The 25,369-nt window shown below is 61.4% G+C and carries 21 protein-coding genes; 11 read left to right on the top strand and 10 right to left on the bottom strand.

The features are described from left to right. The first annotated feature begins 116 nt into the window (after positions 1 to 116). The 6 genes from dibA (at position 117) to J3P94_RS26485 (ending at position 6,362) form a co-directional block, all read left to right on the top strand. Complete coding sequence (dibA, locus tag J3P94_RS26510; protein ID WP_434570488.1) at positions 117 to 2,024, top strand: phosphodiesterase DibA; 1,908 nt, start codon at positions 117 to 119, stop codon at positions 2,022 to 2,024. A gap of 133 nt (positions 2,025 to 2,157) precedes the next feature. Continuing rightward, a complete protein-coding gene (oscA, locus tag J3P94_RS26505) occupies positions 2,158 to 2,340 on the top strand; it encodes a sulfur starvation response protein OscA (RefSeq protein WP_003186967.1) in 183 nt (60 codons plus the stop codon). 126 nt (positions 2,341 to 2,466) lie between these two features. Then, positions 2,467 to 3,480: a sulfate ABC transporter substrate-binding protein gene (locus J3P94_RS26500; RefSeq protein WP_434570486.1), complete on the top strand. Its 1,014-nt coding sequence runs from the start codon at positions 2,467 to 2,469 to the stop codon at positions 3,478 to 3,480. A gap of 187 nt (positions 3,481 to 3,667) precedes the next feature. Further along, the gene (gene cysT, locus J3P94_RS26495; RefSeq protein ID WP_013692011.1) at positions 3,668 to 4,486 is read left to right on the top strand and encodes a sulfate ABC transporter permease subunit CysT; all 819 of its coding nucleotides are present in this window, start codon (positions 3,668 to 3,670) and stop codon (positions 4,484 to 4,486) included. A gap of 13 nt (positions 4,487 to 4,499) precedes the next feature. Next, entirely contained in the window at positions 4,500 to 5,369 is an 870-nt protein-coding gene (gene cysW / locus J3P94_RS26490; RefSeq protein ID WP_434570484.1) for a sulfate ABC transporter permease subunit CysW, read from the top strand. Positions 5,370 to 5,372: 3 nt separating this feature from the next. Then, positions 5,373 to 6,362 (top strand): sulfate/molybdate ABC transporter ATP-binding protein, encoded by a 990-nt coding sequence (locus tag J3P94_RS26485; RefSeq protein ID WP_434570482.1) that lies wholly within the window; start codon positions 5,373 to 5,375, stop codon positions 6,360 to 6,362. A gap of 87 nt (positions 6,363 to 6,449) precedes the next feature. Here J3P94_RS26485 and J3P94_RS26480 read toward each other — a convergent pair whose 3' ends face one another. Continuing rightward, positions 6,450 to 6,974 carry a DUF962 domain-containing protein gene (locus J3P94_RS26480; protein WP_434570480.1) on the bottom strand — a complete coding sequence of 175 codons (525 nt, stop codon included), beginning with the start codon at positions 6,972 to 6,974 and terminating at the stop codon, positions 6,450 to 6,452. 87 nt (positions 6,975 to 7,061) lie between these two features. Between J3P94_RS26480 and J3P94_RS26475 the strand changes: the two genes are divergently transcribed. The 3 genes from J3P94_RS26475 to J3P94_RS26465 all read left to right on the top strand — a co-directional run bounded on the left by J3P94_RS26475 (position 7,062) and on the right by J3P94_RS26465 (position 9,341). Beyond that, positions 7,062 to 7,748: a Crp/Fnr family transcriptional regulator gene (locus tag J3P94_RS26475; RefSeq protein ID WP_434570478.1), complete on the top strand. Its 687-nt coding sequence runs from the start codon at positions 7,062 to 7,064 to the stop codon at positions 7,746 to 7,748. Between the two features lie 113 nt (positions 7,749 to 7,861). Beyond that, positions 7,862 to 8,110: a helix-turn-helix domain-containing protein gene (locus J3P94_RS26470; RefSeq protein ID WP_434570476.1), complete on the top strand. Its 249-nt coding sequence runs from the start codon at positions 7,862 to 7,864 to the stop codon at positions 8,108 to 8,110. Continuing rightward, positions 8,103 to 9,341 carry a type II toxin-antitoxin system HipA family toxin gene (locus J3P94_RS26465; RefSeq protein ID WP_434570474.1) on the top strand — a complete coding sequence of 413 codons (1,239 nt, stop codon included), beginning with the start codon at positions 8,103 to 8,105 and terminating at the stop codon, positions 9,339 to 9,341. Before J3P94_RS26470 ends, J3P94_RS26465 begins: the two co-directional genes overlap by 8 nt. A gap of 106 nt (positions 9,342 to 9,447) precedes the next feature. Here the strand turns inward: J3P94_RS26465 and J3P94_RS26460 are convergent, their stop codons facing one another. Next, positions 9,448 to 10,452 (bottom strand): AraC family transcriptional regulator, encoded by a 1,005-nt coding sequence (locus J3P94_RS26460; RefSeq protein ID WP_434570471.1) that lies wholly within the window; start codon positions 10,450 to 10,452, stop codon positions 9,448 to 9,450. 99 nt (positions 10,453 to 10,551) lie between these two features. On the opposite strand from J3P94_RS26460, the gene J3P94_RS26455 reads away from it, so the two are divergent. Then, complete coding sequence (locus J3P94_RS26455) at positions 10,552 to 11,625, top strand: fatty acid desaturase (protein ID WP_434570469.1); 1,074 nt, start codon at positions 10,552 to 10,554, stop codon at positions 11,623 to 11,625. A 152-nt stretch (positions 11,626 to 11,777) separates the two neighbouring features. Here J3P94_RS26455 and J3P94_RS26450 read toward each other — a convergent pair whose 3' ends face one another. The 3 genes from J3P94_RS26450 to J3P94_RS26440 form a co-directional block, all read right to left on the bottom strand. After that, positions 11,778 to 14,282, bottom strand: a complete 2,505-nt coding sequence (locus tag J3P94_RS26450) for a TonB-dependent siderophore receptor (RefSeq protein WP_434570467.1) — start codon at positions 14,280 to 14,282, stop codon at positions 11,778 to 11,780. Positions 14,283 to 14,369: 87 nt separating this feature from the next. Then, positions 14,370 to 15,350 carry a FecR domain-containing protein gene (locus tag J3P94_RS26445; protein WP_434570465.1) on the bottom strand — a complete coding sequence of 327 codons (981 nt, stop codon included), beginning with the start codon at positions 15,348 to 15,350 and terminating at the stop codon, positions 14,370 to 14,372. Between the two features lie 4 nt (positions 15,351 to 15,354). After that, positions 15,355 to 15,855, bottom strand: coding sequence for a sigma-70 family RNA polymerase sigma factor (locus tag J3P94_RS26440; protein ID WP_434570463.1), 501 nt, complete (start codon positions 15,853 to 15,855; stop codon positions 15,355 to 15,357). Between the two features lie 261 nt (positions 15,856 to 16,116). Here J3P94_RS26440 and J3P94_RS26435 point away from each other — a divergent pair, with 261 nt between their 5' ends. Further along, the gene (locus tag J3P94_RS26435; RefSeq protein ID WP_434570461.1) at positions 16,117 to 17,997 is read left to right on the top strand and encodes a methyl-accepting chemotaxis protein; all 1,881 of its coding nucleotides are present in this window, start codon (positions 16,117 to 16,119) and stop codon (positions 17,995 to 17,997) included. Positions 17,998 to 18,337: 340 nt separating this feature from the next. Here the strand turns inward: J3P94_RS26435 and J3P94_RS26430 are convergent, their stop codons facing one another. From J3P94_RS26430 to J3P94_RS26410, 5 genes are all read right to left on the bottom strand, one after another. Further along, the gene (locus J3P94_RS26430; protein ID WP_434570459.1) at positions 18,338 to 18,802 is read right to left on the bottom strand and encodes an SRPBCC family protein; all 465 of its coding nucleotides are present in this window, start codon (positions 18,800 to 18,802) and stop codon (positions 18,338 to 18,340) included. Positions 18,803 to 18,833: 31 nt separating this feature from the next. Then, a complete protein-coding gene (locus tag J3P94_RS26425) occupies positions 18,834 to 22,259 on the bottom strand; it encodes an amino acid adenylation domain-containing protein (RefSeq protein WP_434570458.1) in 3,426 nt (1,141 codons plus the stop codon). Positions 22,260 to 22,269: 10 nt separating this feature from the next. Beyond that, a complete protein-coding gene (locus tag J3P94_RS26420) occupies positions 22,270 to 23,202 on the bottom strand; it encodes a diiron oxygenase (protein ID WP_434570456.1) in 933 nt (310 codons plus the stop codon). After that, entirely contained in the window at positions 23,199 to 23,975 is a 777-nt protein-coding gene (locus J3P94_RS26415; RefSeq protein WP_434570454.1) for a DUF3050 domain-containing protein, read from the bottom strand. The genes J3P94_RS26420 and J3P94_RS26415 overlap by 4 nt, the downstream gene beginning before the upstream one ends. Before the next feature lie 687 nt (positions 23,976 to 24,662). Beyond that, entirely contained in the window at positions 24,663 to 25,343 is a 681-nt protein-coding gene (locus J3P94_RS26410; RefSeq protein ID WP_434570452.1) for a GntR family transcriptional regulator, read from the bottom strand. Positions 25,344 to 25,369: the final 26 nt, after the last annotated feature.

Raw genomic sequence — 25,369 nt, 5'->3', positions numbered from 1 at the left:
ACTGCCGTTGCATTATCCCTGGCCCCGGCGATAAAACCAGTCGGCCTTTCAGATAAGAGTGGCAGAATGTTTCTTCCTCTATAATCCCCTCACATTACAGGGACATGGATGACCGCATGACCGTCTATCACCGCGCTGCCATGCGTGGGGCACTGCTTTATCTGGTGCTGTCAGTCGCCTGGCTGCAGCTGGTTGGTTATTTATTGAGCAGTTTCTTCGATCATTCGGCCGATCGGCTGCGTTGGCAACTGATCAACGGTTATGCCTGGGTACTCGTCAGTGCCGGATTGATTTTCATTGCACGGATGCGGATAGCACGCTTTTTCGAGAAAGCCGAAGGTAATGTCGACCGTGAACGGTTACGCCAGGCCGCCGCGGTGTTCGACTGCACCCGCGAAGGCGTCCTGGTCACGGACCGCCATGGTTTGATCGTGCATGTGAACCGGGCATTCATGGCAATCACCGGCTATGCCCGCGACGAAGTGTTGGGCCGGCAACCGAATCTGTTCAAGTCCGGCCGGCATGGCCCGGCTTTCTATCGAGAGATGTTTGCGGCGCTGTCCAGCCGCGGCGAATGGAGTGGCGAAATCTGGAACCGCCGCAAGAGCGGTGAAATCTACCCGCAATGGCAGACTATCCGCGCCGTCGTCGATGACTCCGGCGAAGTCAGCCAATACGTCGCGGTGTTTTCCGACATCAGTGCGATCAAGGACTCGGAGCATGAGCTGGCGCACCTGGCCCATCATGATCCGCTGACTGGCCTGCCCAATCGCCTGCTGTTTTCCGATCGCGCCGAGCAGGCGGTGGCTTCGGCGCAACTGCACAAGCGTGGGTGCGCGTTGCTGCTGCTGGACCTGGATCATTTCAAGAACATCAACGACAGCCTCGGGCACAACGTCGGTGACGAGCTGCTTAAAGGCGTTGCCGAACGCTTCCTCGGGCTGTTTGCGCCCGGTATCACCCTGGCGCGGCTAGGCGGTGACGAATTCGCGGTGCTGGTGGAAAACTGCTCGCAGCCGGGTCAGGCCGCGGCTTTGGCCCGGCGTATCCTCGATGCCTTGAAAGCACCGTTGCAGCTCGGCGAGCAATCGCTGTTTATCAACGCCAGCATCGGCATCAGCCTGTTTCCCGGTGACGCCCTCAGCGCCGGGCAACTGCTGCGCAACGCCGACTCGGCACTGTTCAAGGCCAAGAACAGCGGACGTGACGGCTACGCGTTATATACCGAGGAACTCACTGCCCATGCCCAGCAAAGGGTCGAGATCGCCTTCGAACTGCGTCGCGCGCTCCAGCAGCAGGAGCTACGGGTGCATTACCAACCGGTGCACGACCTGGCCACCAGCCGGTTGATCGGCGTCGAGGCGCTGGTGCGCTGGGAACATCCCGTGCGTGGTCTGGTTTCGCCGGCGGAGTTCATTCCCGTCGCCGAGCGCACGGGGTTGATCGCTCAGATCGATGCCTGGGTCATGGACCAGGCTTGTCGGCAAATGTGTCTTTGGCGACAGGCCGGTGTGGTTTTGTCATTCGTTGCGGTCAACGTCTCCAGCCGTTTGTTTGCTCGCCGCGAATTGTATGAGCAGGTCGCCCGCGTACTTCACGACACGGGCCTCGATCCGGCCTTCCTGGAGCTGGAGGTGACCGAAAGTGCGGTCATGGATGATCCGGAGGTGGCGCTGGAACAAATGCACCGTCTGCGGGAGTTGGGCGTGCGGTTGGCCATTGATGATTTCGGCACAGGTTATTCGTCGCTGCTGCGGCTCAAGCGTCTACCGGTGCAGAAACTCAAGATCGACCAGGGTTTTGTCGCCGGGCTGCCCTGGGATGAAGACGACGCGGCGATCGTCCGGGTAATCATCGCCCTGGCCCGCAGCATGGGCATGCAGGTGCACGCAGAAGGTATCGAGCAGCGAGAGCAGGCGGCGTTTTTGCTTGAACAGGCGTGTGAGCTGGGGCAGGGATATTGGTTTGGACGGCCGGTGGCGGCGCAGCAGCTGGATTGGGATCGGGCGCCGACGATCGCCTGATAGCGGAATTACAATTTGGTTATATAAAAATTCTTAAATAGTCTTTTTAAGAATATCTGCACTTATCTAATATTGCTCCCACGCCGCAAGCAGTGCCGCCCACTGCCAGGCATTCATTCCAAGGAGCAGCAGCATGAGCGCATCCCTACGTAGCGTTGACGGCCAGGACGAAGCAACCATCTTGCGCGAGATCCAGAGTGCATTGCGTGACCTGCGCTTTGGCGCGGTGGAGATTACCGTGCACAACGCCCAGGTGGTCCAGATCGAGCGCAAGGAAAAATTCCGCTTGCAACAACCGAGTCATAAACCGAGCTGAAGGATCACAGCCTGCGCCAGCCCCTGCCGGGGGGCTTGATGCAGGAGCTGCCGCAGGCTGCGATTCCGGTTACCGGACAAACGATTTCCAGAAGCCATAAAAACCAGAATTCCAGGAGCTTTCACCATGTCGTCGATTCGCCGTTATGCCTTGGCCGCCCTGGCCAGCGCTGTTTTTGCAAGTTCCGCGGTTGCCAAGGACTACGAGTTGCTCAACGTGTCCTACGACCCGACCCGCGAGCTGTATCAGGACTACAACGCCGAATTCGCCAGCTTCTGGAAAAAAGCCCATCCGGACGACACCGTGAAAATCCAGCAGTCCCATGGTGGTTCGGGCAAGCAAGGCCGAGCAGTAATTGACGGCCTGCGTGCCGACGTCGTGACCCTGGCCCTGGCCGGCGACATCGACGAAATCGCCAAATTGGGCAAGTCGCTGCCGGCGGACTGGCAAAAACGCCTGCCGGATGCCAGCACGCCTTACACCTCGACCATTGTGTTCCTGGTGCGCAAGGGCAATCCGAAGGGCATCAAGGACTGGGGCGACCTGATCAAGGATGACGTCTCGGTCATTACGCCAAACCCGAAGACCTCCGGCGGTGCCCGCTGGAATTTCCTCGCCGCCTGGGCCTACGGCCTGAAAGCCAACGGTGGCGACGAAGCCAAGGCCAAGGAATACGTGCAGGCGCTGTTCAAGCACGTGCCGATCCTCGACACCGGTGCCCGTGGCTCGACCATCACGTTCGTCAACAACGGTCAGGGAGACGTGTTGCTGGCCTGGGAAAACGAAGCGTTTCTGGCGCTGAAAGAGGACGGTGGCGCGGACAAGTTCGACATCGTCGTGCCGTCGCTGTCGATCCTCGCCGAACCACCGGTGGCGGTGGTGGACAAGAACGCCGAGAAAAAGGGTAATGCCGAGATCGCCGAAGCGTACCTCAAGCACCTGTACAGCCCGGCCGGCCAGGAAATCGCAGCGAAAAACTTCTATCGTCCGCGTGACAAGGACGTGGCCGCCAAATACGCCCGGCAGTTCCCGAAACTTGAGCTGGTGACCATCGACAAGGACTTCGGCGGCTGGAAAACGGCACAGCCTAAATTCTTCAACGATGGCGGTGTGTTCGACCAGATCTATCAGGCGCAGTAAGCTGCAATAGAGCGCAATTCATGTGGGAGCGAGCCTGCTCGCGAAGGCGGTTGCACAGTCAATATTCATGTTGCCTGAGACACCGCTTTCGCGAGCAGGCTCGCTCCCACAGGCTGCGCCCGCTAACAGGCTGGCTTTGCTAACGGGTCCCGATTTAACGTCGGGCCAGTTTTAACCAAGGACCTTTATGTCGCGTCGCATATCCCCCGTCATACCCGGCTTCGGGCTGACGCTGGGCTACACCCTGGTGTACCTCAGTCTGATTGTGCTCATACCCCTGGCGGCGATGTTCGTACATGCCGCCCAACTCACCTGGGAACAGTTCTGGGCGATCATTTCGGCGCCGCGGGTGCTGGCAGCCTTGAAGCTCAGTTTCGGCACCGCGCTGTACGCTGCGATCATCAATGGCGTGATTGGCACGTTGCTGGCCTGGGTGCTGGTGCGCTACACCTTCCCGGGGCGCAAGATCATCGACGCGATGATCGATTTGCCGTTCGCCTTGCCCACCGCCGTGGCCGGTATCGCCCTGACCGCGCTGTACGCGCCGACCGGTCTGGTCGGCCAGTTCGCCACCGACCTGGGTTTCAAGATTGCCTACACCCCGCTGGGCATCACCCTCGCGCTGACCTTTGTGACGCTGCCGTTCGTGGTGCGCACGGTGCAGCCGGTGCTCGCCGACATTCCCCGTGAAGTCGAAGAAGCCGCCGCGTGCCTCGGTGCCAAGCCATGGCAGGTGTTCCGCCATATCCTCGTTCCGGCATTGTTGCCGGCCTGGTTGACCGGCTTCGCCCTGGCGTTTGCCCGGGGCGTGGGCGAGTACGGTTCGGTGATTTTCATCGCCGGCAACATGCCGATGAAAACCGAGATCCTGCCGCTGCTGATCATGGTCAAGCTCGACCAATACGACTACACCGGCGCCACCTCCATCGGCGTGCTGATGCTGGTGGTTTCCTTCGTCCTGCTGCTGCTGATCAACTTGTTGCAGCGGCGCATCGAAACCCCATAAGGAGGCGCGAACCATGTCCCAATCGTCTATTGCCGCCGCCTCCACCAACGCTGCCCGCCGCGGCAGCGCGGTTTCGCGGCGCATCCTGATCGGCCTCGGCTGGCTGGTTTTTGCACTGTTTCTGCTGTTGCCGCTGTTCATCGTGGTGTCCCAAGGCCTGAAGTCGGGCCTGGGTACTTTCTTCGCGGCGATCTTCGAGCCCGATGCGTTGTCGGCGCTCAAGCTCACGGTGATTGCGGTACTGATTTCGGTGCCGTTGAACCTGGTGTTCGGCGTCAGCGCCGCATGGTGTGTGAGCAAGTATTCTTTCCGTGGCAAAAGCATGCTGGTGACGCTGATCGACTTGCCGTTCTCGGTGTCGCCGGTGATCGCTGGCCTGGTCTACGTGTTGATGTTTGGTGCCCAGGGCCTGTTCGGGCCATGGCTGTCGGATCACGACATCCAGATCGTATTCGCGCTGCCGGGCATCGTCCTGGCGACGATCTTCGTCACCGTGCCGTTCGTGGCCCGTGAACTGATCCCGCTGATGCAGGAGCAGGGCACCCAGGAAGAAGAAGCCGCGCGCCTGCTGGGCGCCAACGGCTGGCAGATGTTCTGGCATGTGACTGTGCCGAACATCAAGTGGGGTCTGATCTATGGCGTGGTGCTGTGTACCGCCCGGGCCATGGGCGAGTTCGGCGCGGTGTCGGTGGTATCCGGGCACATTCGCGGGGTCACCAACACCCTGCCGCTGCACGTCGAGATCCTCTACAACGAATACAACCATGTGGCCGCGTTCGCCGTGGCGAGCCTGTTGCTGATCCTGGCGCTCTTCATCCTGCTGCTCAAGCAGTGGAGCGAAAACCGAATCAACCGCCTGCGCGCCAGCGCCGCGGAGGAATAAGTCATGTCGATCGAAGTCCGTAACGTCAGCAAGAATTTCAACGCCTTCAAGGCCCTCGACGATATCAGCCTGGACATCCAGAGCGGCGAGCTGGTGGCGCTGCTCGGCCCGTCGGGCTGTGGCAAGACGACCCTGCTGCGGATCATCGCCGGCCTCGAGACGCCGGACCAGGGCAACATCGTGTTCCATGGTGAAGACGTATCCGGCCACGACGTGCGTGATCGCAACGTCGGTTTTGTGTTCCAGCACTACGCCCTGTTCCGCCACATGACGGTGTTCGACAACGTCGCTTTCGGCTTGCGCATGAAGCCCAAGAACCAGCGCCCGAACGAAAGCCAGATCGCGACCAAGGTTCATGAGCTGCTGAACATGGTGCAGCTCGACTGGCTCGCCGACCGTTATCCGGAGCAGTTGTCCGGCGGCCAGCGCCAGCGTATCGCCCTGGCCCGCGCCTTGGCGGTAGAACCCAAGGTGTTGCTGCTGGACGAACCGTTCGGCGCCCTCGACGCCAAGGTCCGCAAGGAATTGCGCCGCTGGCTGGCGCGGCTGCACGAGGACATCAACCTGACCTCGGTATTCGTGACCCACGACCAGGAAGAGGCCATGGAAGTCGCCGACCGGATCGTGGTGATGAATAAGGGCGTGATCGAGCAGATCGGCTCACCGGGCGATGTGTACGAGAACCCGGCCAGCGATTTTGTCTATCACTTCCTGGGCGACTCGAACCGTCTGCATCTCGGGGAGGACCGGCATGTGCTGTTCCGTCCGCATGAAGTGTCGCTGTCGCGCTCGGAACTGGAGGACCACCACCCCGCCGAAGTGCGCGACATTCGCCCGCTCGGCGCGACCACGCGGGTGACGTTGAAGGTCGAAGGCCAGAGCGAACTGATCGAGGCCGAAGTGGTGAAGGACCATGACAGCCTGGTTGGGTTGGCGAAGGGCGAGACGCTGTTCTTCAAGCCGAAGGTCTGGCAGAAGGTTTCAAACTTTTAAAAGCTTCGCGAGCAGGGCTCGCTCCCACAAGGGATTTGTGTACGACGCCAATCCAATGTGGGAGCGAGCCTGCTCGCGAAGGCGGCCTCAGGCTGCGGCCCGCTTCTGATTGACCCTTACCGGCCCGGCCTGCGCCTCGATCTGTTGTTTGAGGTCATGGCGCATGCCCAGCAGGAATCCCGCCTCGACCACGACGAACAACGGCCCGACAATCAACCCGGTCAGATCATCGACGAACGCCGGTTTGCGCCCTTCGTAATAATGGCCGACGAACTGGATCACCCAGCCCACCACAAACATGCCCAGGCCGCCGGCCAGCCATATCGCGGTGTTTTGCGCGGCGAGCACCTGGCCCAGCCAGACGGCAAGCCCCAGCAGCACGGTCATCAGCACACCCAGGCGCAATTCCAGGCGCAGGTAGAACCAGGCACTGGCCACTGCAACCAGCAGCGCGGGCGAAATCAAAATCGCGCCAACCGGCCATCCCGGCCGTGACAACAGCACGGCGACGGCAACGAAAATCAGCGGAATACCGATGAAGTGGCTGGCGATGTTGCGTGGGTCGCGGTGATAGGCCGCGTATTGACTGAGATGACCGACGAGGCTTTTCATTGTTGTTCCTCCTGAGGTGATGCCCGCATGATGCCCAGGTTCCACCAGGCGCTCTGTCAGCTAGCCGACACTTGTCCCGGAGTTTCCATGAATACTCATCCCTGGCACGCGCACTTGATGACCGGCCACTGGTACAGCCATCTGCCCGCCGAGTTACAGAATAGTCTGCTGGAGATGTCGCGGCTGCGTCGCCTGTCGCCCGGTCAGCGGTTGTTCAAGCGCGGCGATCCGCCGTGTGGCGTGTACGCGGTGCTCGAAGGGGCGGTGCGGATCGGCGCCGTCAGTGAGCAGGGCAAGGAAGCGCTGCTGAGCGTCGTGGAGCCACCCTATTGGTTCGGCGAAATCAGCCTGTTCGATGGCCAGCCACGTACCCATGACGCACAGGGGGTCGGGCAATGCACGTTGCTGCATGTACCTCAGGCCTGGCTGTTGGCTTTTCTCGAAGAACAACCGGGTTATTGGCGGCAGCTGGCCTTGTTGATGAGCCACAAGTTGCGCCTGACCTTCGTCAACCTCGAACACCTGAGCCTGATGCCTGCTCCGGCCCGCGTGGTCCATCGCTTGCTGATGATTGCCGAAGGCTACGGTGAAATCGAACCGGCACGCCGGGTTCTGCAACTGCCCCAGGACCAACTGGCATTGATGCTTTCCCTGTCGCGCCAAACCACCAACCAGATTCTCAAGGATCTGCAGGGGCAGGGCATTCTTCAGCTTGGTTACGGCGAGATCGAAATCCTCGATATCGAGGGGTTGCGGCGGCTGGCTTCTACCTGAAGCCGACCACTTCTACGGATCGTGATTGCGCTACACTCGGCTAAATTGAATTAAATATAGTGCATTTTGTTACTCTTATTATTTTTGCACTGTATACGATGCGGAGTTGGCGTATGGAAACCCTCGGTGCGTTGATCAGGCGATTGCGCAAGGAACACCGTCTTTCCCAGCAGGCATTGGCTGCGCAGTACGGCATGAGCCGCGCGACGATTTCGGGGATTGAAAACAATACTATTGCTGAAGTCGGCATTCGTAAGGTCGAAGCTATTCTCAATGGTTTCGGCTATCAGTTGACAGCGATTGCCCGTCCGGCGAAGCGCCCGACGCTCGACACACTGAAAAAGGACTCTTTCCATGACTGATGAACAAGGTCTGGACAGGTTGCAAGTCACCGTCAGCGAAGCGGCTATCGGCGTCCTCGGGCGAGGCCAACAGCGCAGCGATTCAGTGTTCACTTATGCGCCTGACGCGGATGAGGAACATTCGGTTTCGCTGACCATGCCAGCGCGTCTTGAAAGCTATAGCTGGGAGCCCGGCGTACCACCGATCTTTGAAATGAACCTGCCGGAAGGCGCCTTGCGTGACGAGCTGGTGCGCCGTTTCAGTAAAGCGGTGCGGGGCTTTGACGACTTCGCCATGCTTGCCATCGTGGGACCTCATCAGCTGGGCCGGGTGGGTATTGGTCGTTTGCATACCGAGGCCGGGCCGCCCGAAACCAGTTTGGCGGACTTGTTGGTGCATGACGGGGCCGAGGGGCTGTTCGAGGATTTGCTGGACACCTACGGGCAATATTCGGGTGTTTCTGGAGTACAACCCAAAGTGTTGGTACGCGACAGCGCATCCGCTGTTGATCGCTTGACTCATCGGGGTGCTACACATCTGGTCAAGGCGTTTCGCTCGGACGAGTTCCCCGAGTTGGCCGCCAATGAATTCTTTTGCATGCGGGCCGCGTTGCATGCGGGGCTTGAAGTGCCGGAATTCGAGTTGAGCGAGCGCGGAAAATTTTTGATCGTCAGGCGTTTTGATCTGCCACGCACTGGCGAATATCTGGGCTTTGAGGATTTTTGTGTGCTCAACGGCTCGCCATCGAAAGCCAAGTATGACGGTTCGTATGAAGGCGCGGCCCGGCAGATCAAGGCGTTTGTTTCGCCTCATATGCTCAATCAGGCGCTGGAGTCCTTGTTTAAAATCGTGGCCCTCTCGGCCGGATTGAAGAATGGTGATGCGCACCTGAAAAATTTCGGGGTGCTTTATAACCACTGTGGCGCGGATGCGTCTATCCGGCTCGCACCCGCCTACGACCTCGTCAGCACAGCGGTTTATATTCGTAACGACAACATGGCGCTCTTGTTAGGCGGTTCCAAAGCCTGGCCGAAATATAAAATGCTGATGGGGTTTGGCCGCTCGGCCTGCAATCTGACGGAGAGGCGCTGCAAGGATTTGTTGGAGCAGGTTATTCATGGGATGGACCTTGCGCTGGCCGAGATGCGTCGCTACATGGACGCTAATCAAACGTTCAGAGCAACTGGCGAAGCAATGGTCGAGGCGTGGAAGGCGGGGCTTGCACGCAGCCTCAAAGCTGACAACGACTGACCTAGCCATCGCAAACAGGCTCGCTCCCACAGGTTCTGTGGGCGCCGCAGATCAAATGTGGGAGCGAGCTTGCTCGCGATGAGGCCGGCCCAGGTACTGTAGATCCCTAACGCAAGCCATCCCGAAACTGCCCCGGCGTCATCCCGGTCCAGCGCTTGAACGCGCGGCTGAAGCTGCTGGTATCAGCAAAGCCCAGCAGATAACTGACCTCGCTCAATGAGCATTGCGGATCGCGCAGGTGTAGCAGCGCCAGGTTTTCCCGGCATTCATTGAGCAGCGCGTCGAAGCGGCAACCTTCGTCGGCCAGATGGCGCTGCAGACTGCGCAGACTCAGGTGCATGGCCTGGGCGATGCGTTCGGCGCTGGGTTCGCCTTCGGGCAGTTGTGCTTCGATGGCGGCGCGGACCTTGCGCTCCCAGGTCAACGGCTGGAGCTGGGCTAGGGTGCGCTTGAGCACGGTTTCGTTGTGTTCGGCCAGCTCCGGGTTGGCGTCGTCCAGGTGACTGTCGAAATCGGCGAGGCTGAACTCCAGGCAATCGTGTTCGGCATCGAAGTGCACCGGTGAACGGAACACTTTGTGCCAAGGGGCGGGGTCTGCCGGCTCCGGTCGCCGCAGATAAACCGCCAGCGGGGCGTAATCGCGGCCGAGGCGGTTACGACAGGTGCGCACGTAAATCGCGGCGAACGCGTCGATGGCTTCCAGGGCCGGCGCCGGACGTCCCGCCGGTACGTCGAGACTGAAGCGGTAGCGATCCTCGCCACGGCTCAGTTGCAGGGTCAGCGCATCGCTGACCACCGGGTGATAGCGCACGATCCGCTCGAACACTTCCCGCAGGCTGCCGCTGGCTACCAGGGCATAACCCAGCGCATGAAAGGTGGTGGGGCTGACAAAGCGCGACACCCGCAGGCCGATCGCCGGATCACCGCTGGCCTGCACCGCGAGCGCCCACAGGCGCGTGGTGGCCGAGAGCGGATAACGGGCGTTCGGGTCGTCCATCCATTGTGGGTCCAGGCCCGCCTCCAGGCACAAGGCATGGCTGTCCAGGCCCAGTGCATCGAGCTGTTTGCGCAGGGCGCGGGTCCAGCTGGCGAGGGAGGTTGGTTCCGTCATGGCAATTGGCGCTTGCGGTCAACAGGTTGGCGTCTGCGGCTATCACCCCGTGAGGCAAGGCCCGGCAGGATTAGCTCATCGATAACAGAGGATTAAGCCATGCACGGCACTTGCGCAAGCCCCGAGCGATTGAATGCACAGCAGCGCTCCGCCCATATTCGCCAGGTGGTCCTGGCCCGGGGCGAAGAATTGCGCGAGCGCTATCCGATCCTGCGGCATCAGGATGCGCTGGGCGCGGGCATCCTGGCGTTCGCCCTGGCGGGGATGACCGGCTCGGCGCTGCTCTACATCAACGGCTATCTGGCCGGCTGGGCGTGCCTGCTGCTCAACGCCTTTTTTGCGTCCCTGACCCACGAGCTGGAACACGACCTGATCCACAGTATGTATTTTCGCAAGCAGCGCGTGCCGCACAACCTGATGATGGGCCTGGTCTGGCTGGCGCGGCCGAGCACCATCAATCCGTGGATTCGCCGCCACCTGCACCTCAATCATCACAAGGTTTCCGGCAGCGAGGCGGACCTGGAGGAGCGCGCGATCACCAACGGCGAGCCGTGGGGATTGGCGCGCTTGCTGATGGTTGGCGACAACGTGATGTCGGCGTTCATTCGCCTGCTGCGAGCCAGGACCTGGGCGCACAAGCGCAGCATCCTCAGGCGCACGCTGAAGGTGTATTTCCCGTTGGCGCTGTTGCATTGGGGCGCGTGGTACGTGTTCCTCGGTTTCCATGGCGCCAACGCGGTTGCCGGGCTGCTCGGCACTTCCATCGACTGGTCGACCAGCACTCTGGCGACCCTGCACGTCATCGACATCGCGGCGGTGGTGATCATCGGCCCGAATGTGCTGCGCACCTTTTGCCTGCACTTCATCAGCTCGAACATGCATTACTACGGCGACATCGAGCCAGGCAACGTCATCCAGCAGACCCAGGTGTTGAACCCTTGGTGGCTGTGGCCGTTGCAGGCGTTCTGCTTCAATTTCGGCAGCAGCCACGGCATCCATCATTTCGTGGTGAAGGAGCCGTTCTACATTCGCCAGATGACGGTGCCGGTGGCGCACAAGGTGATGCGGGAGATGGGCGTACGCTTCAATGATTTCGGCACGTTTGGGCGGGCGAATCGGTTTGCAGCCGAGGAAGGGGTAGCTAGGGAAGAAGCGAAGGCGATCCAGGCTTAGGAACAAGAACATGCCTTTGTGGCGAGGGAGCTTGCTCCCGCTGGGCTGCGCAGCAGCCCCAAGATCTTGCGGTCGCTACGCACTGGAGCGCCAGCCCGGCCGAGCGGGAGCAAGCTCACTCGCCACAGAAGTGAATCAAAGCAGAAAACGGGTCAGAACTGATAACTCACCGTAGCCGCCACGTTGCGCTCCTCGCCCATGTAGCAATAGCTCAGGCTGGCGCATGACGCGATGTAGGTCTCGTTGGTGAGGTTGTTCGCGTTCAGGCGAACATCCACGCCCTTCAAGCCAACCTTGCCCAGGTCATACCCCACCGAGGCATCGAACAGCGTGTACGACGGCACCTTCATGGTGTTTTCCGCGTCGGCCCAGCTGTAGCCGACATACCGCACGCCGCCGCCCAGCCGCAGGCCATCGAGCGTGCCGCTGTCGAATTTATAGTCAGCCCACACCGATGCCATGTGGCGCGGGGCCTGGGTCGGAGAGTTGCCTTTGTTTTCGATGATGTCGGTGGGCGTGCTCAGGGTGCTGACCATCGATTTCGAGTATTCGATGTCGGTGAAGGTGTAGCTGCCCAGCACCTTGAACTGCTCGGTCAACTGCATGTGCGCTTCCAGTTCCAGGCCCTGGGAACGAACTGCGCCAACGGCGCGGTAGAAGTTTTCCTGGGGCAGCTTGGTCGCCAGGTTCTCCTGGTCGATGCGGAACAGCGAGGCAGTGTACAAGTCGTCGGTGCCCGGCGGCTGGTATTTCAGGCCCAGTTCCCACTGCTTGCCATCGGTAGGCGGTAGCGGATTGCCGGCGCTGTCGGCGTAGGAGTTGGGGTTGAACGACTCGGAGTAGCTGATGTACGGCGCCAGGCCGTTGTCGAACAGGTACAGCGCCCCGACGCGGCCGGTGAGTTTGGTGCGCTTGTCGTTGATCTCGGTGCCTTCCGGGCGCCCGAATTCGGCGATGCGGTTCTCGTCCGAGGTCTCGACCCAGTCCTGGCGCAGGCCCAGGGAGAAGCGCCACTTGTCCATTTCGATCAGGTCTTGCAGGTAGACGCCGGTCTGCTCCAGGCGCCGCAGGTAGCTGGTGGGGCTGAAGTAGCTGATCGCCGAGTTGCCATAGACCGGGTCGAAGGCGTTGATCGGCGCGAGGCTGCCGCTGGTCCAGTCGACCACGGTCTTGCGCCGCTGGTAGTCGGCGCCCATCAGCACGGTGTGTTTGGTGGCGCCGGTGAAGAATTCCGCCTGGAGCATGTTATCGACGATGAAGGCGTGGAGCTTTTCTTCAGCGCCGGTGTAATAGCGGTTCAGCTCGTTGCTGGTCGGCGTGGTCCAGTCGTAGGCATAGACCTGGTCATTGCTGACGTCCGAATCCAGGTAGCGGAAATTCTGTCGGGCGGTGAAGACGTCGTTGAAGCGGTGTTCGAACTGATAGCCGAACGACTGCTGGTCACGTTCGTAGCCGTCGACGCCAGGCTCGCCTTCGAAGAAGTTCTCCGAAATCCGCCGGCCGTTGCGCTTGTGCAAGGTGCCGTTCGCCGGCATGCCGCCGTGGTAGCCGCCGTCGGGGTCATGCTGCAGGTAGGCTTGCAACGTCAGCGAGGTGTCTTCGCTAAAGTCGATGCTCACTGTTGGCGCGAGGGCGAAGCGCTTTTCCTTGTTGTGGTCGAATTGCGTGTCGGACGTATCGGCCAGACCGACCAGGCGGTAGGCGATGCGCTTGTCGTCATCCACCGGGCCGCTGAAGTCGAAACCCATGCCGCGTTGGCCTTGGGTACCGACCGTGGCCTGGATCTGGTGATAGGCCTCGTACAGCGGTTTCTTGCTGGTGAGCGCCACCAGGCCACCCGGCGAGCTGCGGCCATAGAGCACGGAGGACGGGCCCTTGAGGATGTCGACCCGTTCGAGGAAATACGGATCGACCTGAATCGAGCTGTAGGTGCCGCTGTCACCCATCGACTTCAGACCGTCCAGGTAGATGTTGTCCACCGAGCCATCGTTGAAGCCGCGCATCGCCACGTAGTCGTAGCGGTGGGTCGCGCCATAGGGGTTGGTCAGCACGCCAGGGGTGTAGCGCATGGCCTGGGACACGGTTTGCGCGCCCTGGTCGTCCATTTGCTCGCGCGTGACCACCGATACGCTTTGCGACGTTTCCCGCAGGGCGGTACTGGTCTTGGTCGCCACCTGGCTGTGGGTGGCGTTGTAGCCTTCCATGCTGCCCAGAGCGTTACCCAGGGCGAAGCCTTTGACGTCGGTGGTCGGCAACGCCAACGTGCTTTCGGGGGCCACGGTTTGCAGCACATAGCTGCCGCTATCCTGGCTGACGGCAACCAGCCCGGAGCCGCTGAGCAACTGCTGCAGGGCCTGGTCCGCCGAATATTCGCCTTTCAGGCCCGGGGACTGGACGCCGCCGGTTTGTCCAGGGGTACTTGCCAAGGTGATACCGGCCTGGCGGGCGAACTGGTTGAGCACCTCGCTCAACGGGCCGGCGGCTATGTTGTAGCTCTGGCGGCCGGCGATCGCGCCATCCTGCGCCGCGACAGCGGACATCGGTAGGGCGCCGACACCGAGCGCGGTGCTCAACAGCGCGGCGCGGATGGCCTGGCGCAGCAGGCCGGTGGGCGAGGAACAGCCGAGGGAAGTCTTGAGAGTCACGCGCTCAGTCATTGTAGGTTTCCGTTGGAGTCGCTGGAGGCAGATAAGCGTTGCTTACTGTCCTAGCCGGACGCCCGCGCAAAACCCGCCAAAAAAAAATCAGGCCGTACGCTCCACCGTGATCCACCAGCGGGTTCGGTAGTGTATTTGCACGGGGAGCGTGTGCGGCAGGACGGCCAGCAGCTTGTCGGTGTCTGCCAGACGGAAGACCCCTGACAAGCGCAAATCGGCGATCGAGGCGGCGCATTTCAGGTAGCCCCGACGGTAACGTCCCACTTCGTTGAGGAAGTCTTCCAGGCGCATGTTGCGCGTGACGATCAAGCCGTCCGCCCAGGCGCCGGCGTCCATGTCCAGGGGGGGCGCGAGCGTCGCGGTGGATGCGCTGATCAGGTAGCTTTGGCCAGCTTCCACCTGGATCGGGGCGCCGTCGCTGCCGACATGCGAGCGGATGGCGACGTGTCCGCTGGTGACACTCAGGCGCGTGCAGTCGTTGTCCTGGCGCACGACGAAGCGGCCCTCCAGCCCCTCGAACAAGCCGTGTCGGCTTTTTACCAATAATGGGCGTCCGGGATCGCCGCCGCAGGTGAGCATGATTTCGCCGCGCGTCAACGTGATCAGGCGTTGTGAAGCCGTGAAGTCGAGGTCGGCCGCGCTGTTGGTATTGAGCTCCAGTCGCGTGCCGTCTGGCAGTTGGAAGCCACGTCGTTCGCCGGTGGCGGTCGCAAAATCGGCGCTCCACGGCTGCCAGCCCAGGTCCTTGCCCAGCCAGGCGGCGCAGCCCATCACCGCCACGCCTGACAACAGCTTCAGGGCCTGGCGCCGGCCGAGGCGCTGGGCGCTGGTCTCCAGGGTTTCGAGGGCAGTCCGGGCGCCAGGTACCGCCCGCAGGCTGGAAGTCAGTTCGCTGTGCAGCGATTGCACCCGTTGCCAAGCCAGTTCGTGGTCATGGTGAGCGATGCGCCAGGCCTCGCACTGTTGGCGCAGGGCCGGGTTGGCGGCATGATTGCGCAGGCGCAGCAACCAATGGATCGCTTGCTTGACCACCTGCTGTGATGGGCCCCGGCCAGAAGGCTGGTCCATCGGTTCAATCTTCATAGCGCAGCATATAGCAGTGATACAACGCGTCGGCAACGTAGCGTTCCACCGAGCGCAGGGAAATGCCCATCTGTTCGGCAATCTGCTTGTAGGTCAGGCCTTCGCACTGGGCCAGCAGGAACGCCTTGCGCACGTTGGGCTTGAGGCCTTCGAGCATCCGGGCGATGGCCTCCAGCAGCTCCAGGATCAATGCCTGGGCTTCGGCGCCGGGCGTTTGCGCTTCCGGCAGGTGCGCGATGGTCTCAAGGTAGGCGCGTTCGATTTCCGCTCGGCGCCAATGGTCAATCACCAAGCCCTGGGCGATGGTGCGCAGGAAGGCGCGTGGCGCCTTGAGTTCCAGGCGTTCGGTGCGTTGCAGCAGGCGCACGAAGGTGTCCTGGGCCAGGTCCGCTGCATCGGCGGCATTGCCCAATCGGTTGCGCAGCCATGTGTGGAGCCAGCCGTGATGGCTGCTGTAGAGCGCCTGTACTGCAAACTGGGGGGATGACATGAACGCGACGGCCTGGAGTCACAAATGATAATAGGTCGCATTGTCATCAGCGCGAGTCAATTTTGCAACCACCATTCATTCGCCTGCGGGCGTCACGGGACGCCGATCAAGCCGTTCCGTCGGACAATCGAACAGCGGCCTAATTTTTTGTAGGCATTGGCCGACAGAGTGATATAGGTGCACCAAAATGGAGCGGATCCAATATCGCGCCCACCGGTTACATGGCAGTTGCACTCCACTTCCTGCATAAGAAGCCCACCCATGAATCTCAAGTTCAGTCACAAAATCCTCCTGGCCGCCTCTGGTGTGGTGGTCCTGGCTTTTGCCCTGTTCACCCTCTACAACGATTACCTGCAGCGCAACACCATCGGTCGAAGCCTGGAATCGTCCATCGAGCAATCCGGCGACCTGACAGCCAGCAGCGTCCAGAACTGGATGAGCGGTCGTGTGCTGGTGTTGGAGAACCTGGCGCAGAACATCGCACACCAGGGCGCGGGGGCCGATTTGCCGGGGCTCGTCGACCAGCCGGCCTTGACCTCGAATTTCCAGTTCACCTACGTCGGCCAGAACACCGGCGTTTTCACTCAGCGGCCTGACGCCAAGATGCCCGACGGCTACGACCCGCGCCAGCGCCCTTGGTACAAGCAGGCGGTCGCCGCGGATAAAACCATGTTGACCCCGCCCTACATGGCGGCCGTCGGCGGGCTGGTGGTAACCATTGCCCTGCCGGTCAAGCACAACGGCGAACTGCTCGGTGTGGTGGGTGGCGACCTGAGCCTGGAAACCTTGGTGAAGATCATCAACTCGGTGGATTTCGGCGGCATCGGCCATGCGTTCCTGGTCAGCGGCGACGGTCAGGTGATCGTCAGCCCGGACAAAGACCATGTGATGAAAAACCTCAAGGACATCTACCCAGGCACGCCGGTGCGCATCGGCAAAGGTATCCAGGAAGTCGAGTTGAACGGGGAGGACCGCATCCTTTCGTTTACCCCGGTGGCAGGCTTGCCGAACGCCGAGTGGTATATCGGACTGTCGATCGACAAAGCCAAGGCCTACGCGCCACTGAGCCATTTCCGTACGTCTGCATTGATTGCGATGTTCGTCGCGGTGGCGGCGATTGCGTTGCTGCTGAGCCTGCTGATTCAGGTGTTGATGCGTCCGTTGACCACCATGGGCCGCGCCATGCAGGACATTGCCCAGGGCGAAGGCGACCTGACCCGCCGTCTCGTCGTGCAGGGCAAGGATGAGTTCGCTGTGCTGGGTGGCTCGTTCAACCAGTTCGTGGAGCGCATCCATGCATCGATTGCTGAAGTGTCTTCGGCCACGCGGCAGGTGCACGATTTGTCGCAGCGGGTGATGACGTCGTCCAACGCCTCGCTTGTCGGCTCGGATGAACAGAGCGCCCGCACCAACAGCGTGGCCGCCGCGATCAACCAGCTGGGCGCCGCGACCCAGGAAATCGCCCGCAATGCCGCCGATGCTTCGCAACAGGCCAGCGGCGCCAGCGAGCAGGCCGATGACGGGCGCCAGGTGGTGGAAAAAACCATCCAGGCGATGACCGCGCTGTCGCAAAAGATCAGCCTGTCGTGCACCCAGATCGAAACCCTGAACGCCAGCACCGACAACATCGGGCACATCCTCGATGTGATCAAGGGCATCTCTCAGCAAACCAACCTGCTGGCGTTGAACGCCGCCATCGAAGCGGCCCGTGCCGGTGAAGCCGGGCGTGGCTTTGCGGTGGTGGCCGATGAGGTGCGCAACCTGGCGCACCGCACGCAGGAGTCGGCCGAGGAGATCCACAAGATGATCACTTCGTTGCAGGTCGGTTCTCGTGAAGCGGTGACCACCATGAACGCCAGCCAGGCTTCCAGCGAAGAAAGCGTGGAAGTGGCCAACCAGGCCGGCCTGCGCCTGGTCAGCGTGACCCAGCGTATCGGTGAGATCGACGGCATGAACCAGTCGGTGGCCGCCGCGACCGAAGAACAGACCGCCGTGGTGGAAACCCTCAACATGGATGTCAGCCACATCAACCTGCTGAACCAGCAGAGCGTCGCCAACCTCAACGAAACGCTGAAGGATTGCGATGCCTTGTCCCAACAGGCCAACCGGTTGAAGCAACTGGTGGACAGCTTCAAGATCTGATCCAGCCGAACCAGCGCCATCGCGAGCAGGCTCGCTCCCACATTGGTCTTGGGTGTACTTGAAACCCAGGACCACCGCCGGTCTCCTGTGGAAGCGAGCTTGCTCGCGATGGCGATGCATGGTTCTCCATGGATTTCCTCGTGGCGAGGGAGCTTGCTCCCGCTGGCCTGCGAAGCGGGCCCTGGCATTTCTCCAGGCGGACCGCAGCAGCCGGTTTGGCGACTGCTGCGCAGCCGAGCGGGAGCAAGCTCCCTCGCCAGGGGGGTTTTGGGTTGTCCATGGGGGCGGTGTCCGGGCTGACGCTTTCGCGAGCAGGCTCGCTCCCACAAGGGAGTAGTGGTCAGGTGAACATCTTCACCACGTTCTCCATCGCTTCATCGGCGAACCCTTGCAGGAAATCCCTGAAGCCCGACGGGGCATGGGCGTCGGTGTGGTCGGCAATGATGGTCCAGGTGGCGCGGCAGCGGTTGTCCGCCAGGGGCTCCACGCGCATGGCCGCCCAGAGGTTGTCGATGCCCAGGGTGTTGTAGATCAGCGTCCAGGTCATGTGCATGGCCTGGTCGTCACGGCTGTTGAGTTGTTCCACCACCAGGTTCTGTCCGTCGACGAAGAATTTCTTGCGCAGGGATCTCACCCCTTCGCCTGTCATCTCGATGCGCGCAAGCGCGGGAATAAAGCGGTTGAACCCGCCAAAGTCGCCCACTACTTCCCAGACTCGCGCCGCGTCAGCGGACACTTGCACCGAGGTTTCAACGTGGCAGGCTTGAGGATTCTTGATCAGTGTGTCGGGTTGAAATGTCGTCATGGTCTTGCTCCTTGCTTTGGGGTGGGATGGTTCAGATGAAATCAATGGCCTTGAGGTAGTCCGCGCCACGGCGTAGCAGGGCCGGGGACTTTTCCGGGTAGTGCGCGCCCATCTGCCGCACGCCGGACCGGGCGTTGTCATGACGGATCAGCGAGATGTCGCCGATGTCCTCCTCGAAGCCGTTCAGATAGAAGCCCAGCACGCCGAACAACGCGTTGTCGGCATCGACCCGCGCCAATTGCCGTTGCCAGTCGGCGACGCTCACGAGGGAAAACGCCCGGCCGCTGTCACGGAACGACGCCACGTAGGCGTCCCAGCTCAGCGGTTCGGGGTTGTGCAGATTGAACACGGCCTGGTTCGGTTGGTAGCGGCTGGCGTGGAAGGCGATGAAACGGGCCAGGAAGTCCACCGGCATCAGGTCGAAGTTGAGCGACAGGGCCGGCACCTGGCCGAGCTGGATCGAGCCCTTGAGCATCAGCATCAACCGGTTCTTGTGGGGTTGGCAGACCCCCGTCTGGCTGTTGAAGCTGATGTTACCGGGGCGGAACAGGTTCACCCGCACGCCAAGGTCACGGGCCCGCTGCAGGATCCGCTCGCCGACCCATTTGGACAGGTTGTAGCCGTTCTTGATGTAGATCGGCGGTGTCTGCGCCGCTGGTTGCTCCAACACCTGGCCATCGGCGTCCAGGGCGCTGGAAGCCGAAAGCGTCGAGACGAAGTTGAAGATCTTCTTGCGCCGGCCTTCGCACAGGCGCAGGCATTCGAAGATCGGCTCGACGTTGTCCCGCGCCAGGGACTCGTAGTCGAGCACGTGGTTGACGTGGGCCGCATTGTGCACCAGCGCGCCGAAGGTGCTGTCGATGCGTTGGTAGATGTCGTCCGGCAAACCCAGTTGCGGTTGGGTGATGTCGGCGGCGTAGACGCTGACGCGACTCAGGTCCAGGTGCTCCAGGCGATTGTCCCGCAGCGCCTGGGCGAACCGCTCGGCCGCGCTTTGCCCGCCGGACTCACGCACCAGGCACGCAACCTCGGTGGCGCCCCACGCCAGCAACGCCTCGACGATGTGTACGCCGAGAAAGCTGTTGGCACCGGTCACCAACACTTTGTGCACGTCACCGCTCTGGCTGATGGGCAGTGGATCAAGGTTGAGCTCCGCCTCGGCGTCGATGAAAGCCTGCGGGCTCAGCGTTGACGTATCGCTCTGTTCGGAGTCGTCGAGCAGCTTCGCCAGGGTGATCAGCGTCGGCGCTTCGATGAAGCGATTGATCGACAGGCTACGGCCGAACGACTGGCGGATGCTCAGCAGCAATTGCGACAACAGAATCGAATGCCCACCGAGGTTGAAGAAGCTCTCGTCGGTGGTGATGTCCTCGGCCGGCAGTTCCAGCAGCTCGGCCCAAAGCGCTCGCAGCTGGTTTTCCAAGGCGTTCTGCGGCTGGCGTCCCTGGCCTCCGGCCTGGACCGGCACCGCCGAGGCAAGCAACGCCCGGCGATCAACCTTGCCGTTGCTGGTGTAAGGCAGGCTGGGCAGCTCGATGTAGGCCGTCGGGTGCATGTAGCTGGGCAACCTTTCCTGCACATGTTCGCGCAATGCCTGAAGAGCCTCGCCGGGAAGTTCTTGCACAGGGTTCACCAGGAACGCCAGGATCCGCCGTCGTTCATCCACCCCCACCGCCACCTGACGAAACAGCTGGCTGTCGCGCAGGCAATGTTCGATCTCCTCGGGCTCGACCCGAAAGCCACGGATCTTCACCTGGTTATCGCGACGTCCACACAGCTCGATCCCAGCGTCCGTCCACTGGCCGATATCACCGGTGCGATAGGCCCGCAGCGTCTGCCCGGTGGGCAGCGTCAGGTTGAGGTAGCGCTCGGCGGTCAATTCCGGGGCGTTCAGGTACCCCAGGCCGACACCCGGCCCGGCAATGTAAAGCTCACCGGGCGTGCCGTCGGGCACCGGTTGCCGTTGCTCGTCCAGAATCAGCAACCGGGCATTGGCTATGGGCCTGCCAAGGTTGCGGTTGTTGTCGCCGCTGCCGAACTGCCGCGTGGTCGCCAGCACCGTGGTTTCGGTCGGGCCATAGATATTGTGGAAGCAGCACTGTGGCGCCAGTTGCTCGATCACATACGGCTCGCAGACATCCCCTCCGGTGACCAGGTGTTCCAGCCCCAGCGGCGCGTCCAGCGGCAGTACGCTCAACAGTGCCGGTGGCAGGAAGGCGTGGCTGACGCGCTGTGCGCGAATCAACGCGACCAGTTGCTGCGGGTCGCGGCGCTGGTCTTCGCTGGGCACGACCAACAGTCCGCCCTGGATGAACGTCGGCAGGATGTCCAGCAGCGACGCGTCGAAGTTAATGGTGGAGAACTGCAGTGCGCGACTGTCGTGCTTCAACTCGACATGGTCGCAGTACCACGCGCAGAAATGGCTGAGGTTGCGCTGGCTGAGCAACACGCCTTTGGGCTGGCCGGTGGTACCGGAGGTGTAGATCGCCACGGCCGGCTCGTCGATGCCTGCCACGCGCCGGATTGTCGAGAGCGGGATGGCCGGTTTCGAAGTGGGCAGTCGATGGACGTTCAGCCTGGGTACCGCGCAATCGTCCAGATCGCTTTGCACGTCATGCAGCAGCAGATCGGCCCGGGCATTTTCCAAGATGAAGCGCCGCCGCTGCGCCGGGTGTTGCGGGTCCAGCGGCAGGTACACCGCTCCGCATCCCAGCACCGCCAGGATCGCTGCATACAGCGGCGCGGATTTGGGCAGGCACACGCCGATTATCCTCGGGCGGTCAGTCGCGCCCGGCAGGATTTCCAGCATCGATTGTTGCAACCTGAGCGTCAGGTCGCGCAAGGATCGGTAGTCGATGAGCTGACCGTCGACCCACAGGGCCGGTTGCGTCGGCTGATCAAGCATGCGTTGTTCGATGCTGTTCATCACCGGCACTTGGGCGGCGGCCAGGAGCCAGGGCACCGGGGCGCGGTTGAGGTGATGTTCGAAAGCCAGCGGCTCCAGCGCATCGAGCCCGTGCAGGAGCTCGTCTGCAACGTCGGTTTCCAGCGTCGGCCAGGTGTCGAAGCGGGTCTCGTCCCTCGAGAGCTGGCTGACCAGCCGGGCGCCGTGCTCGACCACCGCCGCCATTGCGCAGAGGCGCAATGACTGGCCGTTGCCCCGGCTTGGCGGGGCAACCACGGCCTCGGATAACAGGCGCTGTGCAGCGTCGCGGAAAACCACCACCGGTTGCGGCAATGCCTGGCCTGGCAAGGCCTGGAGCGCCACGCGCACATGAAGGCGAAAGCGCGCTTGCGTGGCACACGGCAGCGTACCGTCATCGATCGACAGGTCGACCGCGCCGTGGGCGGTTGGCGATCGAAAATCCCTGACCGAATGACCGTGAAGTTCAAGTTCCCGGGCCAGTTCGGCCATGGCCTGGCTGGTGCCGGATAGCGCAATTTCGAGGCGTTTCATCGAAAGCTCCTCATGGTGTCAGGTAGTCGGCCAGGGCATCGCGCACGCACGGTGAAGCGAGCATCGAGCTGGTGCGAAAAAAACGTGTGATGTTGCCCACCAGCGGGTGAAAGCGATTGATCGGGTACGCCAACGCACTGGCCTCATCCCGCAGCGACTGACGTACCGATTCATCGACGGGCAGATGGGTGATCAGCTCGAAATCGAACTGTTGTTGCAGGTCGCTCGCCAGGTACTCGGCAATGAAGCCGGGCATCAGTTGCGCGATGGCTTGGCGGTCTTCTTCCGGTGCGGTGCGCCAGTAAATCTGCACCAGCCGTGTCCAGAAACCGGAGTGTCGGCCCTCATCCTGCAAGTGGTCCGCCATCAGACCCTTGATCGAGGCCTTGACCGAATCATCCCGGGCAAAGGCCGCCACTTCGTTGGTCACCGTGTTCTCGGCAATGGCGATGCAGATCAGCTCCACGGCACTGAGCAAATGCTCCGGTGCGCGCGCCAGCGTGGCCGGGACCGCGCGGCTGAGTTCGATCTGGTCGGGCAGCGGGATCGGCTCGATGCCGGTCATGTCGATGGTCTGTTGCATGAAGTCCATGGCCACCAGCGCGTGATAGTCCTCATCCACCACCACAGTCATCGCGTCGTAGCGACAGGCGAACGGAAACTCGATGCCGAAGCGGTTCTTGGCGATGCGCCGTGCGGTGTGGTCCACCAGCTCAGTCTCGAAAATCACCACGTCATTGATGAATTTGTAGAGGCTCTGCACCAGGACAAAATCGCGCAACTGCGGGCAGTGGCTGAGAAAGGTCTGGCTGTGCACAAGAGGCTGACGGCTCATGGGGAAGATCAGCTTGTCGTCATCCTCGACCCGGCGCCGTGGTCGGGTACGGATGGTGGCGCGGCTTTCCCAGGTGTCGGCGAAGGACTGGTATGAAATGGCGTTCATGGCGTCACCTGCGCAACCGGCAGGGCCATGCTCTGGCGCAAGCCATCCCACAACGCCGCGCGGCTGTGGACGGCGGCGAGGGCGGCGGCAAGGACTTCGCGCTCGCGCTGGGGGTCGCCATCGATCAGCCTTGCCAGGAGTTTTTCCGCCGCCGGGCCGTGGTCTTCGGAGTCCACTTCGATATGCCGTTGCAGGTAATAACGAAACGTCGGTGCCTGGTCCAGGCCGATGCCCCAGGCATCCAGCATGCGCTGGAACATCTGCGGGATGACGCTTTCGCGACCGTGCACGAACGCGGCGGCCACGCTGTGGGCCGGGGCGTGCAAGGCAGTGTGCAAGGTCTGGCGTACGAAGCGCGCCGCGGCCGGGTCTACCTCGACGCTGTCCAGCGCGGTCTCGGGGCTGACGCCTTCCTGTTGCAGGGCAATGAATTGCTCAATGGCTCGGGTATCCGCGCCGACCTCGCGCATGGCGTCCAGGTACAGCTCGAAATGGCTGCAATAGCCCGCTCCGGGACGGTCATCGGATTCTTCCCCCAAGACGATTTCATTGATCAGCCGTGCTGCGTGCGGGTCGGCCGGAGGTAGCCACGGCAACTGGATACAGGTCAGCTCGCGCTGCAGGCGCTTGGTCAGGGACATGAAATCCCACACGGCAAAAACATGACTTTCCATAAAACGGCGCAACAGGTCGATTGAGGTTATTTCAGAAAAAACCGGGTGTTCACCAAGTTCGAGTTTCTTCAGGAATAGTTGTTCTTTGGTTGACTGCATTGGAACGTCCTCATCAATGATTTTTGTCCGGAAGTTGCTTCGCCAGTTTTTTCGGTGCGAGCGAGCACGTGAACCGGAGTCCATGTTTTCTTGATACAGATATTTTATCGTTGCTCAGGGCTGAAAGGCCCGCTGGAGGCCTGTCCGCCATGAGTTTTGGGGCCGAAGGCAACTCGACGTAAAAAAGTTAGTGCATGTAACAAAGGCTCTGCAAGTTATTTTTTATATATTTAATTTGGCGTATTTCTTGGGCGTGAAGAGGGCTGTTAAAACTTTTCATGTAAGTTTTATTGGGTCGAAGTTGCTCCTTCCGATTTATAACTATCAGAATCGAATGGTACGAGTGAATGCCTCACCCGGAGCACTTCAGAGAACGGGAATTAAGTAAGTGATGTTTTGTGGGCGGGAGACCGACCAGACTTGCGGGTCATCTCGCCGTTCGGACGACGCTCCTTGCGTGATGGCTTCGATTCGCCTGGGCCACAGCCAGGCGCTGACTTCTTCAGGTCTTTTTTGAATCGATAAACGCAAGAGTGAGCCCAAATGGATGGCAGTTCCATCGGACTGACGTCGCGATGGAACGCGGGCGCAGTCAGACCGCGCCGGGCAGGGCCATGGGGGGTGTGGGAAGGATGTGTAAGAAAGTGCTACGCCGGCCGCGTCGCCGGCGCAGAGATGGGGTTGCGCTTATTGGTTGAGGTATCGGCGCATGGTGACGGAGGCTTTTTCCAAGTGCTGCTCCAGCAAGGCGACCGCTGTGTCGACATCCTTCGCCTCCGCGGCTGTGAGCATCGCGCGGTGGTCGTCCTGGGTCAGCTTGCCCAGGCCCATCGATGACATGTGAAAACGTAGGAAACGCTCTTCCTCATTGAGCTCGTGCTCGACCAGGTCAAGCAGCTTGGCGTTGGGTGCCCTGTGGTAAAGCGACATATGAAACAGCCGATTGAGCTTGGCGATCTCGGCGTAGTCGGTTTGCGCCTCGAGTTGCTCGATGTACTGGGCGGCCATCGTCAGGTCGTTATCGTTGAGCAGCGGAACGGACAGGCGCAGGGCGAAGCTTTCCAGGACCGAACGCAAGGCATAGGTCTCGATCGCATTGCTGGTGATCAGCGGAGCCACCACGGCGCCCTTGTGCTGTACCACGTTGAGCAATGACTGCGCCTCGAGCTGGCGTAATGCCTCGCGTACCGGCATGCGGCTGACGCCGAACAGGTCGGCCAGTTCCTGTTGGCGTAGCGCGGTGCCACTGGGCAGGCGCCCATCGAGAATGGCTTCGCGCAGCGAGCTTTCGATCACGGCGCGGGCCTGGGATGCGGGAATGGGGCCGTTGACCTGGATAGTGCTTAACGGGTTGGGCTTCTTTGTCACGACAACACCCTGACTGGTAGTAACGA

The organism is Pseudomonas sp. Z3-8 (assembly GCF_051131975.1).
GTDB lineage: Bacteria > Pseudomonadota > Gammaproteobacteria > Pseudomonadales > Pseudomonadaceae > Aquipseudomonas.
This window is presented reverse-complemented; position numbering and strand designations above follow the sequence as displayed.

Coding starts and splice junctions, on each gene's coding strand:
- dibA (WP_434570488.1), top strand. CDS start 117: ATGACCGTCTATCACCGCGCTGCCATGCGTGGGGCACTGCTTTATCTG.
- oscA (WP_003186967.1), top strand. CDS start 2,158: ATGAGCGCATCCCTACGTAGCGTTGACGGCCAGGACGAAGCAACCATC.
- J3P94_RS26500 (WP_434570486.1), top strand. CDS start 2,467: ATGTCGTCGATTCGCCGTTATGCCTTGGCCGCCCTGGCCAGCGCTGTT.
- cysT (WP_013692011.1), top strand. CDS start 3,668: ATGTCGCGTCGCATATCCCCCGTCATACCCGGCTTCGGGCTGACGCTG.
- cysW (WP_434570484.1), top strand. CDS start 4,500: ATGTCCCAATCGTCTATTGCCGCCGCCTCCACCAACGCTGCCCGCCGC.
- J3P94_RS26485 (WP_434570482.1), top strand. CDS start 5,373: ATGTCGATCGAAGTCCGTAACGTCAGCAAGAATTTCAACGCCTTCAAG.
- J3P94_RS26480 (WP_434570480.1), bottom strand. CDS start 6,974: ATGAAAAGCCTCGTCGGTCATCTCAGTCAATACGCGGCCTATCACCGC.
- J3P94_RS26475 (WP_434570478.1), top strand. CDS start 7,062: ATGAATACTCATCCCTGGCACGCGCACTTGATGACCGGCCACTGGTAC.
- J3P94_RS26470 (WP_434570476.1), top strand. CDS start 7,862: ATGGAAACCCTCGGTGCGTTGATCAGGCGATTGCGCAAGGAACACCGT.
- J3P94_RS26465 (WP_434570474.1), top strand. CDS start 8,103: ATGACTGATGAACAAGGTCTGGACAGGTTGCAAGTCACCGTCAGCGAA.
- J3P94_RS26460 (WP_434570471.1), bottom strand. CDS start 10,452: ATGACGGAACCAACCTCCCTCGCCAGCTGGACCCGCGCCCTGCGCAAA.
- J3P94_RS26455 (WP_434570469.1), top strand. CDS start 10,552: ATGCACGGCACTTGCGCAAGCCCCGAGCGATTGAATGCACAGCAGCGC.
- J3P94_RS26450 (WP_434570467.1), bottom strand. CDS start 14,282: ATGACTGAGCGCGTGACTCTCAAGACTTCCCTCGGCTGTTCCTCGCCC.
- J3P94_RS26445 (WP_434570465.1), bottom strand. CDS start 15,350: ATGGACCAGCCTTCTGGCCGGGGCCCATCACAGCAGGTGGTCAAGCAA.
- J3P94_RS26440 (WP_434570463.1), bottom strand. CDS start 15,855: ATGTCATCCCCCCAGTTTGCAGTACAGGCGCTCTACAGCAGCCATCAC.
- J3P94_RS26435 (WP_434570461.1), top strand. CDS start 16,117: ATGAATCTCAAGTTCAGTCACAAAATCCTCCTGGCCGCCTCTGGTGTG.
- J3P94_RS26430 (WP_434570459.1), bottom strand. CDS start 18,802: ATGACGACATTTCAACCCGACACACTGATCAAGAATCCTCAAGCCTGC.
- J3P94_RS26425 (WP_434570458.1), bottom strand. CDS start 22,259: ATGAAACGCCTCGAAATTGCGCTATCCGGCACCAGCCAGGCCATGGCC.
- J3P94_RS26420 (WP_434570456.1), bottom strand. CDS start 23,202: ATGAACGCCATTTCATACCAGTCCTTCGCCGACACCTGGGAAAGCCGC.
- J3P94_RS26415 (WP_434570454.1), bottom strand. CDS start 23,975: ATGCAGTCAACCAAAGAACAACTATTCCTGAAGAAACTCGAACTTGGT.